This window comes from Microbacterium sp., from assembly GCF_048259935.1.
Taxonomy (GTDB): Bacteria; Actinomycetota; Actinomycetes; order Actinomycetales; family Microbacteriaceae; genus Microbacterium.
Genome location: NZ_JBLXHF010000003.1, coordinates 350,250 through 364,331, shown reverse-complemented (window position 1 = coordinate 364,331; position 14,082 = coordinate 350,250). Strand labels below are relative to the sequence as shown.

Genomic DNA, 14,082 nt, shown 5'->3' with positions numbered 1-14,082 from the left:
TACGCGAGCGAGCGGTCTGCGGCATCCGCCTGGAGATGTATCTGGTGCTCCCCCCGTCAGGCGCGGCAGAGGATCTCGCCGTGCGGCAGGAGGAACCAGCCGTCTCCGTCATCCGCCCACGTGCGCCATGCGCCGCTGATGCGCGTGAGGTCCGCTCTGGTCGCCATCGAGGAATCTACCAGCTGACGCGCAAGAGCCGACTCGAGGATGCGATCGGCCCACATACCGCCCCACCACGCGCGCTCCTCCGCCGTCGCGTAGCACCACGTGGATGCCGTCGCCGTGATGTCCTCGAACCCGGCGGCCCGCGCCCACGAGAGGAGTCTGCGGCCAGCATCCGGTTCACCGCCGTTCGCGCGCGCGGCCTCGCGGTACAGGCGCAGCCATTCGTCGAGCTCCGGCAGCAGCGGGAACCAGAAGAACCCTGCATAGTCGGCATCGCGCGCGGCGACCACGCCGCCCGGTTTGGCGACGCGGCGCATCTCGCGGAGCGCCTGCACGGGGTCCGCGACGTGCTGCAGCACCTGGTGCGCATGCACGACATCGAAGCTGTCGTCGGGGAAGCTTAGCGCGTGCACGTCTTCGACCGCGAAGTCGATGTTGCTCAGGCCGCGTTCGGCGGCGAGCGCCCGCGACAGCGCCAGCTCGGCATCACCGATCTCTGTCGCGGTGACCCGCTCGACCATCGCTGCGAACTCCATCGTGATCGAGCCGGGCCCCGCGCCCACGTCGAGAAGGCTCATGCCGGGCGCGAGGTGCGGCCTCAGATACTCGGCAGAGTTCGTGATCGTGCGGTTGTTGTGCGAGCGCAGCACCGACTCGTGGTGTCCGTGGGTATAGGTGGCCATTCGCTCAGTCTCGCACCCTCGCCGCGGTGGCCTCGATGTGCGGCATCCGTCGGGTGGGGCGTGGGGGCCCCGACGCGCGCATCCCGGCGGGCGCGCGGGCTGAAAAACACGCCGGAAAGCGACCCACAGCCACGAAAAGCATCCCGCGCGACCCACACGAACCACGCGACTCACGCGACCCGCCCAGCCCACACGACCCACGCGACCCGACCCACGCGACCAAAAACGGGCACGTAAGCGAGTCAGCGGAGCTCAGCGGCGATGCGACGGATCGCGTCGCGGTCGGGCTTGCCCGAAGACAGCGTCGCGAGCTGGTCGACGAGGATCAGCCGTGCGGGCCTCGCCGGCTTCCCGATCTCCTCCGCGACTGCCTCGCGCGCGCGCTCGAGCTGCTCGGCTTCGCTGCGGCGCAGGGCCTCGCCGCGCGCGGCGACGATGACGGATGCTTCGCCCCACCGCTCATCGTCGACGCCGACGACCACGGCAGACGTGAGACCGGGGATGCCGCGGACAATGCGCTCCACCCGGTCGAGTGAGACGTTGACGCCCCCGGAGACGATGACGTTGTCTGCCCGCCCGTGCACGCGGACAGCGCCGTCTTCGACGATTCCGAGGTCACCCGTGCGATACCAGCGAATGCCGTGATCGTCCCGCAGGAACGTCCGCGCTGTCAGCTCAGGATCCCCCAGGTAGCCGTCCGCGAGCATCGCCCCAGCGATCTGCAGCTCTCCGTCGACCGTGCGCACCGCGGCGGTGTCGAGCGGGATGCCGTCATACACGCATCCGCCGCTCGTCTCCGTCGACCCGTAGGTGCGCACGAGCCGCACATCCAGCTCGGCGGCGCGGTCGCGCACCGGCTGCGGCAGTGCCTGGCCTCCGACGAGAATCGCCTGATAGGCCTGGAGCGCTGCGAGCACGGTCATGTCATCCGCTGCATCGAGCAGCGACGAGATCTGCGCGGGGACGAGAGAGGTGAACAGCGGTTCCGCCGAGATCATCGGGAGCGTCGCCTCGGCGAACGCCCGCGGCGAGAACCCACCGTCGAGAACGACAGGCTTCGTGCCCGAGAGGATCGACCGCACCAGCACCTGCAGCCCCGCGACATACCCGGCGGGCAGCGCGAGCAGCCAACGCCCGGAGCCGATCCGGTTCGCCGTCGCTTCGGCACCGGCACGCAGCGCCTCGCCGCTGAGCACGACCCGCTTGGGGATGCCGGTGGACCCGGAGGTTCCGATCACCACAGCGGTGCCGTCCTCGACCTCGCCCGGCTGATCCCCCAGCATCCCGAGCCCGAGTGCCGGGCCGCCGGCGAGCGCACGCTCAAGGTGCTGCTGCAGCAGAGCTGCGTCGTCAGCCGCGGTCGTGACGAGCTGGGTCATTCGGGCCTCCTCGCGTCAGAAGTGGTACGGGAACGACGACCAGTCGGGATCGCGCTTCTCGAGGAATGAGTCGCGGCCCTCGACCGCTTCGTCAGTGCCGTAGGCCAGGCGAGTCGCTTCGCCCGCGAAGATCTGCTGCCCCACGAGTCCGTCATCGACGGCGTTGAACGCGAATTTCAGCATCCGGATGGCCGTCGGCGATTTCGTCAGCACCGTGCGCGCCATCGCGAGCGCCTCCCTCTCGAGCTCCTCGTGCGGCACGACGCGGTTGACGGTGCCCATCTCGTAGGCGCGCTGCGCCGAGTACTCCTCGGCGAGGAAGAACACTTCGCGGGCGATCTTCTGCCCGCTCTGGCGCGCCATATACGCCGAGCCGTATCCGGCGTCGAAACTGCCGACGTCAGCATCCGTCTGCTTGAACTTGCCGTGCTCTGCTGAGGCGATCGACAGGTCGCACACGATGTGCAGCGAGTGTCCGCCGCCGGCCGCCCACCCGGGGATGACCGCGATGACGACCTTCGGCATGAAACGGATCAGTCGCTGCACCTCGAGGATGTGCAGGCGCCCCAACGAGGCAGTGGCCGCGGGGCTTTCGGTTGCTGAGCCTGTCGAAGCATACTTGTAGCCATCGCGCCCTCGGATGCGCTGATCGCCGCCCGAGCAGAACGCCCAGCCGCCGTCCTTCGCACTCGGGCCGTTGCCGGTGAGCAGCACGGCCCCGATCTTCGGGTCTTGCCGTGCGATGTCGAGCGCGCGATACAGCTCGTCCACGGTGTGCGGGCGGAACGCATTGCGCACCTCCGGCCGATTGAACGCGATGCGCGCGACGCCGCCGTCATGCGTGACGTGCGCGGTGATGTCGGTGTAGGCATCGGCACCGGGCGCGAGCACCCATTCCGCGGGATCGAAGAGATCAGAGACCATGGCTCCAGCCTATGCCGCGCGTTGCGACTGCGCCGAAGCCCACTCCGCCGGCTCGGGTCGCGAAAAGTGCCGCTCTGGCGTTCCCAGAGCGGCACTTTTTGCGACCAGAACGTGGGTCGCGTCAGCGGCGCTGCGCGCGACCCGCCTTGCGCCAGCCGTCGATGATGTCCCAGGCCGCGACGCCGATGATGACCGCGCCGGTGAGCACCGCGAGGATTCGGAAGATGCCGCCTTCCCCTGCTGCTTCAGCGTCTCCGGCAGCGAAGCCTTCTCCGCCGGCATCCACCACGAACGCGAAGAAGTCCGGGTTCAACAGCTGGCCGGTCACCAGCAGATACAGTGCACCGGATGCGAACACGACGGCGAGCACGGTATTGAACACGGCCAGACCCGAATGCCATCCGCGCCCGGCGTAGACGGCGATCGCGAGAGCCGCTTCGAGCGCGATGAGCACCAGAGCCCCGCCCAGCCACCAGGGCCACAACTCCGGATTCAGGAACGGCATCGCCGCCGTCTGCCCGCCCAGTCCCTCGGTCACGTCGAGGTCGCCCGTTGAGAACACCACGACTCCGACGAGACGGTCCCACAGCAGCGCCGCGGCGGCGAGCGCCAGGAACACCAGCGATGCAATGAGATCACTGCGACCCGCACCGCTCTCGTGCGGCTCCGGCAGAGAATCCACCGACCACTTCACCCCCGTGTCGGCCCCGGTCCGCTCCAGGATGAAGAACACCAGAGTGGTCCAGAAGCAGAGGTGCACGATGACCGAGAGCCCCACTGCGATCGTCTGACCGATGATCTCGCCGACGGGTGCGTTCGAGATCGTCAGCCCGAGCGCCACGGCCGCCGCGACGCTCACGGGCACGATCCACAGCAGCAGCTTCAGCAGCCGCCACCAGGTGAGGAAGTACTTCGGCCCGATCAGGTGCAGCGGACGGTCGGCGAAGCCGGCCGCGAGAACCGCGGGGTCGCCGAGTTCGGTGAGGACGGCGCGCTCAGCATCCGATCGCTTCTCGCCCTGGTCGGCGCGCGCCTCGACAGCGTCGCCGATGGATGCTTCGAGCTCGGCGCGGACGTCCTCCTGAGCGGTGGGGCTCAGAGACTTCGTGACGGCGGCGATATACCGCTCGATGAGTGTTGCAGCCATGATCAGTTCTCCTGTTCAGGGGCGTCCAGGGGGAGGGTCGCGATCGCTTCGGTGAGCGAGGCCCATTCGGTCGTGAGGACATCAGCCAGGCGGATGCCGGCACCAGAGGTGCGATAGAACTTGCGAGGTCGCGCCTCTTCGGTGTTCCACTCGCTGGTGAGGTACTCCTGCTTCTCGAGACGGCGAAGCAGCGGATACAGGGTGTTCGCGTCGGTCGCGAACCCATGGCGCTCGAGGTCTTCGAGCAGGCCGTAGCCGTAACCCGGAGTGCGCAGCAGCTGCAGGCAGGCCAGCACGATGGTGCCGCGCCTCAGCTCTTGCAGGTGCGTATCGAGCGTTTCGTTCATGTCGGCCACGTTAGTGTGTGGCACACACTATTGTCAACGACACATTGATGGGACGAAGTCGAGGGTAACGTTGCAGGATGCTTCAACTCACCCAGATCGACCCCTTCGACCGCGCGTCGGTGGATCTATGGTGGGACATCTACGCCGCAGCAGAGCGCGCCGACCGCGGAGCGAACACGGCAGTGTGGACGCGCAACGAGTCACGACACGAACTGCAGCAGCGCACCGAGACCATCGAACGCCGCGCGTACCTGGCGATTCTCGACGGCAACGTCGTCGCGAGCGGACGACTCGCACTGCCGCTGCGCGACAACCTGGGTACGGCAGCGCTCGGCGTCCACGTCACCCCCGCCCTTCGACGACGCGGCACCGGAACCGCAGTACTCAACGCTCTGGAGACCGCGGCGCGCAGCGCCGGGCGCAGCATCCTCACCTCGAATGCATCGTGGCCGTACGCTGCGGGCGACGATGGCACTGGCATCCCCGGCCGCGAATTCGCGCGGCGTCATGGGTACTCGCTGGCACTCGGTGACGTGCAGAGCCGTCTGCGGCTGCCGCTGGATGCAGAACTGCTCGACGACCTCGAGCAGGAGGCGGCAGCCCACAATTCGGGCTACACGCTGCGCTCGTGGATCGGCAACATCCCGAAGGATCTCGTCCGCGACTGGGCCGAGCTGGATGCTTCCCTCGACACCGAGGCCCCCGTCGGCGGCCTCGACATCGAACCCACGACAGTCGATGTCGCTGCGGTACGCGAGAACGAGATGCTGCTCGCGAGACAGAATCGGCGCAGCTACGGCACCGCCGCGCAAGATGCCACCGGGCGCATGGTCGCATACACCCAACTGGTCGTCTCGGGCGATGACGGCAACGCGTACCAGTGGGGCACGCTCGTACGACGCGAGGCCCGCGGGCACCGCCTGGGCATGGCCGTCAAGGTCGCAAATCTTCGGATGCTGCAGCAGCACGCGTCCGCGGTCCGATCGCTCCACACGTACAACGCCGGCGTGAACACTCAGATGCGTGCGATCAATCGCGCGCTGGGCTTCGCCCCCTCCGAGCACTTGGCCGAGTTCCAGAAGAAGCTGTAGTCCCGCGCCACCCCCGCGCCGCCTCCCGCCCCGCGCCGCCTCCCGCCCCGCGCCGCCCCCCGTTCAGGTCGCAAAACATGCCGCTATCGAACCACCAATCCGGCGCAATTCGCGACCTGGACGAGGGTTCGGGGCAGAATGAGCACATGACAGCCGACATCGCCGATCTGCTCAGCACAGCGCGCGTGGTGTCGCTGCCGATGACAACCCGCTTCCGCGGGGTCACGACCCGCGAGGCGCTCCTGTTCGAGGGCCCGCAGGGGTGGGCGGAGTTCTCTCCGTTCGTCGAATATGCCGACGCCGAAGCATCCGTCTGGCTCACCGCGGCCATCGACTTCGCCTGGAACGCGCAGCCCGCACCGCTGCGCGACAGCATTCCGGTCAACGCCACCATTCCCGCCGTCGCCGCCGATCAGGTCGCGCAGATCCTCGCGCGCTTTCCCGGATGCCGCACCGCGAAGGTCAAGGTCGCAGACCCCGGGCAGCATCTCGAAGACGACATCGCCCGGGTGCGCGCGGCGCGCGAAGCGCTCGGACCGGAGGGGCGGATCCGCATCGACGCGAACGCCACCTGGAACGTCGACGAGGCAGAACGAGCGCTGCACGCTCTCGCCGAGTTCGACCTCGAGTACGCCGAGCAGCCGTGCACCACGGTCGAGGAACTCGCCGAACTGCGCGCGCGCGTGAAGTACATGGGCATCCCGATCGCGGCCGATGAGAGCATCCGCAAGGCCGAGGATCCACTGGCCGTCGCACGAGCCGGCGCCGCGGACCTCATCGTCATCAAGGCCCAGCCGCTGAGCGGCATCCGGCGAGCGCTCGACATCGTCGCCGAAACGGGACTGCCCGCCGTCGTCTCCAGCGCGCTCGACACCGCCGTCGGCCTGAGTCAGGGCGCGGCGCTTGCCGCCGCCCTCCCCCAGCTCGAATTCGACTGCGGCCTTGGCACCAGCGCGCTCTTCGTCGAGGACGTCGCGGACCTGTCGCCGCACGAGGGCGCGATCCCCGCGGGTCGGGTGACCCCGGATGCTGCGCGGCTGAGCCGTCTGGCAGCATCCGACGATCGTCGCGACTGGTGGCTCGAGCGGCTCCGCCGCTGCCACGCCCTCCTCTGACCGCAAGACGGGGGTTCCCGCACGAGACGAGTGCGCAAAGCGCCCGTCTCATGCCGCAAACCTCGTCTCGCGAGCGAGCGAGCGAGCGCTACTCCGCCGGGGCGATGATCAGCTCGACGAGCTGGCCAAGCGCTTCGGCGCCGGCACGGTGCAGCTTCTCGCCGTCCCAGCCTGAGACAGCGGCGCGGGCCATACAGCCCTCCCACTGCACCATGAGCATGCGGGCGGCGGCGGGCACATCGATCCGCAGTGCGAACAGCCCAGAGTCGACGATGCCGCGGATGATGTCTTCGATGCTCGCCGTCAGTGCAGCATCCTGCACGAGATACGCAGCCCCGAATTCTTCATCTCGCAGTGCGCGGATGCGGATCTCGCTCATCATCAGCACGCTCAACCGGTCATCGGCACCGAGATCCATGACCTGCTGCACGAGGGCGATCGGGTCGGCTCCGCCGTGCAGCACGCCCGAGACGACGAACTCGTCGATGCGACGGCGCACGGCCGCAAGACGCTGCTCTGCTACGGAGGAGGCGAGTTCGAGGAACAGCTCGTCCTTCGACTCGAAGTTCGAGTAGAACGCCCCGCGCGTGAACCCCGCGCGCTCGCAGATCGTCTCGACGCTCGCCCCTTCGAGCCCGACTGCCGCGAAGACCTGAGCTGCGGCTTCCAGAAGGCGCGCACGCGTGTTCTCGCGTCGCCTTGTCACGGGAGTCGTCATGGCCTCACTTCACATCCTGCGCACAGTTTTCGCAACTCGAAGAATCGTAGGATACATCTGTGTATCGGATACATCTCTGTATCGGATACATCTCTGTATCCAGTCTCCCATGCCTGTTTCTCGGAGGATCCTGTGTCCACACTCCTGTCGTCGCTCGGACGCTGGTCGTTCCGCCACCCGTGGCGGGTGCTCGTCGCCTGGCTGATCATCCTCGCGGCAGCCGGTGGCGGCGCAGCAGTCCTGCAGCAGGGCACCGACAACTCGTTCTCGATCCCTGGCACGGAGGCGCAGGAGGGCCTCGAGCAGCTCTCGCGTTCGTTCCCCCAGGTGAGCGGCACGAACGCGCAGTTCATCGTCGTCGCAGCAGACGGCGACAAGATCACCGACGCCGACTACCGCGAGCCGATCGAGGAGTCTCTCACCGAGCTCGCCGACGTCGATGATGTCCTCGCGGCCACCTCCCCCTACGACGAGATGATCGAGGGGATGATCAACGAGGACGCCACGGCGGCCATCGTGCAGCTGCAGTTCGACGGTCAGGCGACCGATGTCTCGGATGCCACCAAGGACGAGCTCACCAGCCAGGTCGATGCCCTGCGCGCAGAGCTTCCCGAAGGCACTCAGCTCAAGCTCGGCGGCGACCTCTTCGCGATCTCGATCCCCGGTGTGACGCTCACCGAAGCCGTCGGCCTCGTGATCGCTCTGCTCGTGCTGATCGTCACGTTCCGATCGTTCGTGATCGCCGGCCTCCCGCTGCTGACCGCCGTGCTCGGTGTCGGCATCTCGATGGCCGGAATCTTCGCGGCCACCGCTTTCGCTTCGGTCTCCTCTACCACGCCGCTGCTGGCGCTCATGCTGGGACTTGCGGTCGGCATCGACTACGCGCTGTTCATCATGGCCAGACACCAGGATCAGGTGCGCGAAGGTGTCGACCCGGAGGAGTCCGCTGCCCGTGCCGTGGGCACCGCAGGCTCTGCCGTGGTCTTCGCCGGCATCACCGTGCTCATCGCGCTGATCGGGCTCGGCTTCGCCGGCATCCCGTTCCTGACCACGATGGGTATCGCCGCGTCAGTCGCGGTCGCCGTCGCTGTCGCGATCGCCGTCACCCTGACTCCTGCTCTGCTCGGCTTCCTCAAGGGCAAGGCTGCCGGACGCCCGAAGAAGGAGCGCAAGAACAATGGTCCCCGCCGCCGCTTCAGCGAGCGCTGGGTCGGCGGAGTGACGAAGCATCCGGTCATCACGTCTGTTGCCGTCGTGATCGGCCTCGGCATCGTCGCCATCCCCGCCCTCAGCCTGAACCTGGCACTCCCGAACGCGGGAGTGCTCGCGCCCGATGACGAGGCTCGCCAGAGCTACGACCTCACCGCAGAGCAGTTCGGCCCCGGTTTCAACGGTCCCCTCGTGCTCACCGGCACGATCGTCACCTCCACCGACCCGCTCACCCTGATGGAAGACCTCGGGGATGCTGTCGCGAAGGTCCCAGGGGTAAAAGAAGTCGCTCTCGCGACCCCGAATGAGACCGCAGACACCGGCATCGTCCAGGTGATCCCCGATACCGCGCCGGATGACCCGGCAACGAGCGACCTCGTGCGCGAACTGCGCTCACACCACGACGAGTGGCTCGAAGAGTTCGGCATCGACGTGAAGGTGACCGGCTTCACCGCCGTCGCGATCGATATCTCCGACCAGCTCGGAAATGCACTGCTGCCCTTCGGCATCTTCGTGATCGGGCTCTCGCTGATCCTGCTGGCGATCGTGTTCCGCTCGCTCTGGGTGCCGATCATCGCTGCCCTCGGCTACCTGCTGTCGATCATCGCCGCCTTCGGCGTCGTCGGCGCGGTGTTCGAGTGGGGTTGGCTCGCCGATGCCCTGCACGTGGCGAAGGTCGGCCCGATCATCAGCTTCATGCCGATCATCCTCATGGGCGTGCTGTTCGGTCTCGCCATGGATTACCAGGTGTTCCTCGTCTCGCGCATGCGCGAGGACTTCGTGCACGACCCGGCCCTTCGACAGGCTCAGGGAGCGGGACAGGCCGCCCGGGCGGAGCGCCGCGCCGCGGCCCTGCGCGCAGTCCGCTCCGGTTTCACCGGATCGGCGAAGGTCGTCACTGCCGCGGGGCTCATCATGTTCGCCGTCTTCGTCGCGTTCGTGCCCGAGGGCGACTCGTCGCTCAAGCCCATCGCGCTGGGCCTTGCCGCCGGTATCGCGATTGACGCATTCCTCGTGCGCATGACCCTGATCCCCGCGCTCATGGCGATCCTCGGCGAGCGCGCGTGGGAGATTCCGCGCTGGCTGGAGAAGATCCTCCCGAGCGTCGACATCGAGGGTGAGGCCGTCGAGCGCGAACGTCACCTCGCAGGGTGGCCGGGCGACGATTCGGTCGTGGCCGCCGACGATCTCGTGCTCAGCGCGGATGCTCCGATCATCGAAGGACTGTCGCTGCGCGTGGCACCCGGCGAGGCCGTCATCGCGACCGGTCGCGATGGCCGGGTCCGCCGCGCGGTCGCGTTGGCGGTTGCGGGGCGTCTGACTCCGGATGCGGGATTGCTCCGCGTCGTCGGGCACCTGCTGCCGGGTCGCGCGGCCTGGGTGCGCGGGCACGTCGGCAGCGTGCTCGTCGATGATGCGGATGCTGCGCTGCTCGATCTGCGCGAGGCGCTGCGCGGCCGGTCACGCCTCGTCGTCATCGACGGCGTCGACCAGTTCACCGCCGGACAGCGCGATCAGGCGACGACGATGCTGCAGCGCGCTGCGGCATCCCGCACGCTCGCGGTCTTCGCGACAGCATCCGACCCTGACATCGCCCGCACGATTCTCGCGGAGGCCGGCTGGCCGACCGCTTCTGTCCTCGACGTGGCACAGACGTCGAACACCCACAACGACCTCGAGGTGGACGCATGAACCTCTCCATCGAGCGGGCACGATCCCGCAAGCCCGTCACCCTGCTGACGATCATCGGCGTGCTGCTGCTGCCGGCGATCATCGGCGGCATCCTGGTCGCGGCTCTGCAGAACCCGACCGAGCGCCTCGACAGCATGACCGCGGCCATCGTCAATCTCGACGACCCGGTGACGATCAACGATCAGTACACGCCCCTCGGGCGCCAGCTCGCCGCTGGCCTCGTCGAGGGCTCGGATGACATGGACTCCAACCTCACCTGGGTCATCTCGAACGAGAAGGATGCCGCGGCGGGCCTCGCCGACGGCAATTACCAGGCGGTCGTCACGATTCCGGCAGAGTTCTCGGCAGCGGCGACCTCTGCAGGCCAGACGATCGCGAACGGCAGCGGGACGCCCGAGCAGGCCACGATCGAGGTCACGACTCCCGATGACGGCCTCGTCGCCGACGACCTCATCACCTCGCAGATCGCATCAGTTGCGGCCTCCACCATGGGCACCATGCTGAGCGAGGCGACGATGGAGAACGTGCTCGTCGGCTTCACCACGATCGGCGACCAGATCGGTGAAGCGGCCTCTGGCGCGGACCAGCTCGCCGACGGCGCGCGCACCGCCGCCGATGGCGCAGCCGCGCTTCCCGACGGCGCGACACAGCTTGCGAGCGGCGCATCTCAGCTGGGTTCGGGGGCATCCGACCTGGCCGCAGGCCTCGGAACGATCGCGTCGGGCACGCGGGATGCCGCCAACGGCGCGAGTGCGCTCGGTTCGGGGCTGACCGGCGGGGCTGCGGCGATGGAAGCTCCGGACAGCGACCTGAACAAGCTGGCCGGTGCGGCCGCGACGGGGGCGGGCTACGCGCAGACCACCGCGGATCAGACGCTGAACCTCGCACAGTCGCTCGGTGCGAACGCGGAGAGCCTCGGCACCGTGGTCTCTGACTGCTACGCATCCTTCGGGCCCGAAGAGACGCTCTGCGCAGATCTTGCGGCTGCAGCAACAGGGATCGGTGCGAATGCACAGTCTGCGGGAGCCGCGGCAGAGTCTGCCGGGTACGCGAACGGCTATGCCGGAAGCGTGTCAACCGGGGTGGGCGCACTGCCGAGCGCGCTGGCGTCGCAGCTCCGCTCCGCGGGCGAAGGCGCAACCGGGCTTGCGACTGGTCTGAACCAGCTCGCTGATGGCACGTCGCAGTCGGCCGCCGGAGCATCCGCTCTGAGCACCGGAGCATCAGGGCTCAGCGAAGGGGCGACGGCGCTTGCCGATGGCGCAACCACGCTCGCCTCCGGCCTCGACGAGCTTGCCACGGGCAACGCCGACCTCGCCGGCGGACTGCACCAGGCGACCGAGCAGCTTCCGTCGTTCAACGATGAGGAGTCGACGTCGCTGGCATCCGTGATTGCCGACCCCGTGTCGTCGAACGCGCAGGCGAACACGATCTTCGGGCCGACCGCGATTCCGCTCCTCGCAGCGGTGGTGCTGTGGCTCGGCGGGCTTGCCTCGTTCATCGTGATGCGCGCGCACACCGCCCGCACCCTCACCTCGCGTCGCTCGTCGGCGGGCCTCGCACTGCGCGCCTTCTGGCCCGCGGCAGCGATCGGTGCGGGCCAGGGCGTGCTCGTCGCGCTGATCGTGCAGATCGTCGCCTCGTACGACTTGGCGACCTGGTGGGCGTTCGCCGGCACCGCCGTAGTCGCCGGCGTCGCGTTCGCCGCGGTGAACCAGGCGCTGGTGGCCATCTTCGGCGGTGCAGGACGCTGGATCAGCGCTGTCATCGCGGTCACCGCCGTGGCAACGGGACTCATCTCGACGGTGCCGGGTTGGCTCGCCTCCATCGGCGCCGCGCTCCCGACCGCGCCGGCCTTCACCGGGCTGATCGCCGCGAACGGCGGAGCTGTTGCAGGGCTCGTCGTCTGGGCGGTGCTGTCACTGGTCGCAACGACGATCGCCGTGGCGCTGCGCCGCACGACCTCTGTCAAGGCGGTGCTCGCCACGGCGTAGCATCCGCGCCGGGTATCTGCCCGGCTCCCCCGCACGCGGCATCCCCGGCGGGTGTCGCAAATGGTCGCTCCGACACGCCCCAAGCGGCACGATGCGCCCCCTCCCGCGCACAGCGTGCGACGGAGGGGGCTTTTTCGAATGCGTCAGGCGCGGGGGAGCGCCGCCTGCTTCAGCTTGTCGAACTCTGCCGCAGTGATCGCACCCGAGTCGAGCAGCTCCTTCGCGTGGGCGATCTCAGCCGCCGGAGTGGGCGCACTGCCCGACACCGAACGGATGTAGTCGTCAGCTGCGGACTGCGCAGCAATGGCCTGCTTCTGCGCGCGCTCCGACATGCCGCGTCCGCGTGCGATGAGGTACACGATCGCCGTGACGAACGGCAAGAAGATCAGGAAGATGAACCAGACTGCCTTGGCCCAGCCGTTCAGCTTGTGGTCACGGAACAGGTCGGTGATGATCGAGAAAAGTGCCATCAGGTAGGCGACGAACACGAAGATCGTCAGGAACCACCAGATGACGTCCCAGATCTGAGTCCAAAATGTCATGCCGTTCACTCCTCGGTTAGGGCGGGAGCATTAGGCATGCTCACTCGCCCCTGAGCATTTCGGCAGTGACAAGTCAGCTGAGGCCGCTGTATGCGTGTAGCCCCTTGAAGAACACGTTGACGATAGTGAAGTTGAAGATGACGGCCGTGAAGCCGATGATCGACAGCCATGCCGATGGCGTTCCCCGCCACCCGCGAGTCGCACGTGCGTGCAGGTATCCGGCGTAGAGCACCCAGATGATGAACGTCCAGGTCTCCTTGACGTCGAAGCCCCAGTAGCGGCCCCAGGCATCCTGCGCCCAGATGGAACCCGCGATGAGCGTGAAGGTCCAGAGGATGAATCCGACGATCGCGAAGCGGAAGGCCGTGCCCTCGAGGCGGTCGGCGCTCGGCAGCGTCGCGAGGAAGCCAGGCCCGGGCTTCTCGAGCGCTTCTGCCAAGCGGCGCTCGCGCCGGGTCTGCATGAGCTGCAGAATCGACAGTGCGCAGGCGAGAGCGAAGAACGCGGTGCCGAGCGACGCGACGAAGACGTGGATGACGAGCCACACGCTCTTGAGCGGATCCATCAGCGGCACGACACCGACGTAGAAGCTGAGCGATGCGGCACCCAGCAGGACGACGACGATCCCGAGGATGAACGTGCCGAGGTAGCGCAGATCGACCCGGAGGTTCACGAGCAGATAGACGAAGACGATCAGCAGCGTGCCGATCATCGCGAACTCGTAGAGGTTCGCCCATGGCACTCGCTCAGCGGCGATTCCGCGCAGCACGGTCGCTGCGAGGTGGAACACGAACCCGAGCACCGTGAGAACAGTGCCGATCCTCGCCATCACATATCGCGGCTTCGCGGGCACATCGGATGCGTCGTCCGCAGCATCCGCGACCGATGACGTAAGCCCGCCGACAACCGGCGCCCCGGCGCCGACCAGCGCCGCCTCGCGTTCACGAACCAGACGCGCATCGGAACTCACCTCGGAACGCCGGGCGAGATCGAAGGCGTACGCAATGAAAGCCGCTGCGTAGATCGCGATCGCCGTCCAGACGAACAGGATCGAGAGAGAGTCGAGATCGGGCATG

The 14,082-nt window shown here is 67.8% G+C and carries 12 protein-coding genes; 4 read left to right on the top strand and 8 right to left on the bottom strand.

The features are described 5' to 3' along the window. Positions 1 to 56 precede the first annotated feature (56 nt). From ACN0RC_RS07415 to ACN0RC_RS07395, 5 genes are all read right to left on the bottom strand, one after another. Complete coding sequence (locus ACN0RC_RS07415) at positions 57 to 848, bottom strand: class I SAM-dependent methyltransferase (protein WP_417510304.1); 792 nt, start codon at positions 846 to 848, stop codon at positions 57 to 59. 242 nt (positions 849 to 1,090) lie between these two features. Continuing rightward, the gene (locus tag ACN0RC_RS07410) at positions 1,091 to 2,227 is read right to left on the bottom strand and encodes an AMP-binding protein (RefSeq protein WP_417510302.1); all 1,137 of its coding nucleotides are present in this window, start codon (positions 2,225 to 2,227) and stop codon (positions 1,091 to 1,093) included. A gap of 15 nt (positions 2,228 to 2,242) precedes the next feature. Then, positions 2,243 to 3,151, bottom strand: coding sequence for a 1,4-dihydroxy-2-naphthoyl-CoA synthase (locus tag ACN0RC_RS07405; protein ID WP_417510300.1), 909 nt, complete (start codon positions 3,149 to 3,151; stop codon positions 2,243 to 2,245). Between the two features lie 121 nt (positions 3,152 to 3,272). After that, positions 3,273 to 4,298 (bottom strand): permease prefix domain 1-containing protein, encoded by a 1,026-nt coding sequence (locus ACN0RC_RS07400; protein WP_417510298.1) that lies wholly within the window; start codon positions 4,296 to 4,298, stop codon positions 3,273 to 3,275. A 2-nt stretch (positions 4,299 to 4,300) separates the two neighbouring features. Further along, a complete protein-coding gene (locus ACN0RC_RS07395) occupies positions 4,301 to 4,645 on the bottom strand; it encodes a PadR family transcriptional regulator (RefSeq protein WP_417510296.1) in 345 nt (114 codons plus the stop codon). A 77-nt stretch (positions 4,646 to 4,722) separates the two neighbouring features. On the opposite strand from ACN0RC_RS07395, the gene ACN0RC_RS07390 reads away from it, so the two are divergent. Both ACN0RC_RS07390 and ACN0RC_RS07385 read left to right on the top strand, forming a co-directional pair. Further along, positions 4,723 to 5,736 carry a GNAT family N-acetyltransferase gene (locus ACN0RC_RS07390; protein WP_417510294.1) on the top strand — a complete coding sequence of 338 codons (1,014 nt, stop codon included), beginning with the start codon at positions 4,723 to 4,725 and terminating at the stop codon, positions 5,734 to 5,736. A 146-nt stretch (positions 5,737 to 5,882) separates the two neighbouring features. Next, positions 5,883 to 6,851, top strand: a complete 969-nt coding sequence (locus tag ACN0RC_RS07385) for an o-succinylbenzoate synthase (RefSeq protein ID WP_417510292.1) — start codon at positions 5,883 to 5,885, stop codon at positions 6,849 to 6,851. An 88-nt stretch (positions 6,852 to 6,939) separates the two neighbouring features. Here the strand turns inward: ACN0RC_RS07385 and ACN0RC_RS07380 are convergent, their stop codons facing one another. After that, complete coding sequence (locus ACN0RC_RS07380; protein WP_417510290.1) at positions 6,940 to 7,569, bottom strand: TetR/AcrR family transcriptional regulator; 630 nt, start codon at positions 7,567 to 7,569, stop codon at positions 6,940 to 6,942. Between the two features lie 132 nt (positions 7,570 to 7,701). Between ACN0RC_RS07380 and ACN0RC_RS07375 the strand changes: the two genes are divergently transcribed. Then, a complete protein-coding gene (locus ACN0RC_RS07375) occupies positions 7,702 to 10,470 on the top strand; it encodes an efflux RND transporter permease subunit (RefSeq protein WP_417510289.1) in 2,769 nt (922 codons plus the stop codon). Next, a complete protein-coding gene (locus ACN0RC_RS07370) occupies positions 10,467 to 12,464 on the top strand; it encodes a YhgE/Pip domain-containing protein (RefSeq protein WP_417510287.1) in 1,998 nt (665 codons plus the stop codon). Before ACN0RC_RS07375 ends, ACN0RC_RS07370 begins: the two co-directional genes overlap by 4 nt. 143 nt (positions 12,465 to 12,607) lie before the next feature. On the opposite strand, the gene ACN0RC_RS07365 is transcribed toward ACN0RC_RS07370, so the two are convergent. Then, positions 12,608 to 13,006, bottom strand: coding sequence for a PLDc N-terminal domain-containing protein (locus ACN0RC_RS07365; protein ID WP_417510285.1), 399 nt, complete (start codon positions 13,004 to 13,006; stop codon positions 12,608 to 12,610). Between the two features lie 73 nt (positions 13,007 to 13,079). After that, positions 13,080 to 14,081, bottom strand: coding sequence for a c-type cytochrome biogenesis protein CcsB (gene ccsB, locus ACN0RC_RS07360; RefSeq protein WP_417510283.1), 1,002 nt, complete (start codon positions 14,079 to 14,081; stop codon positions 13,080 to 13,082). Between the last annotated feature and the right edge of the window lies 1 nt (position 14,082).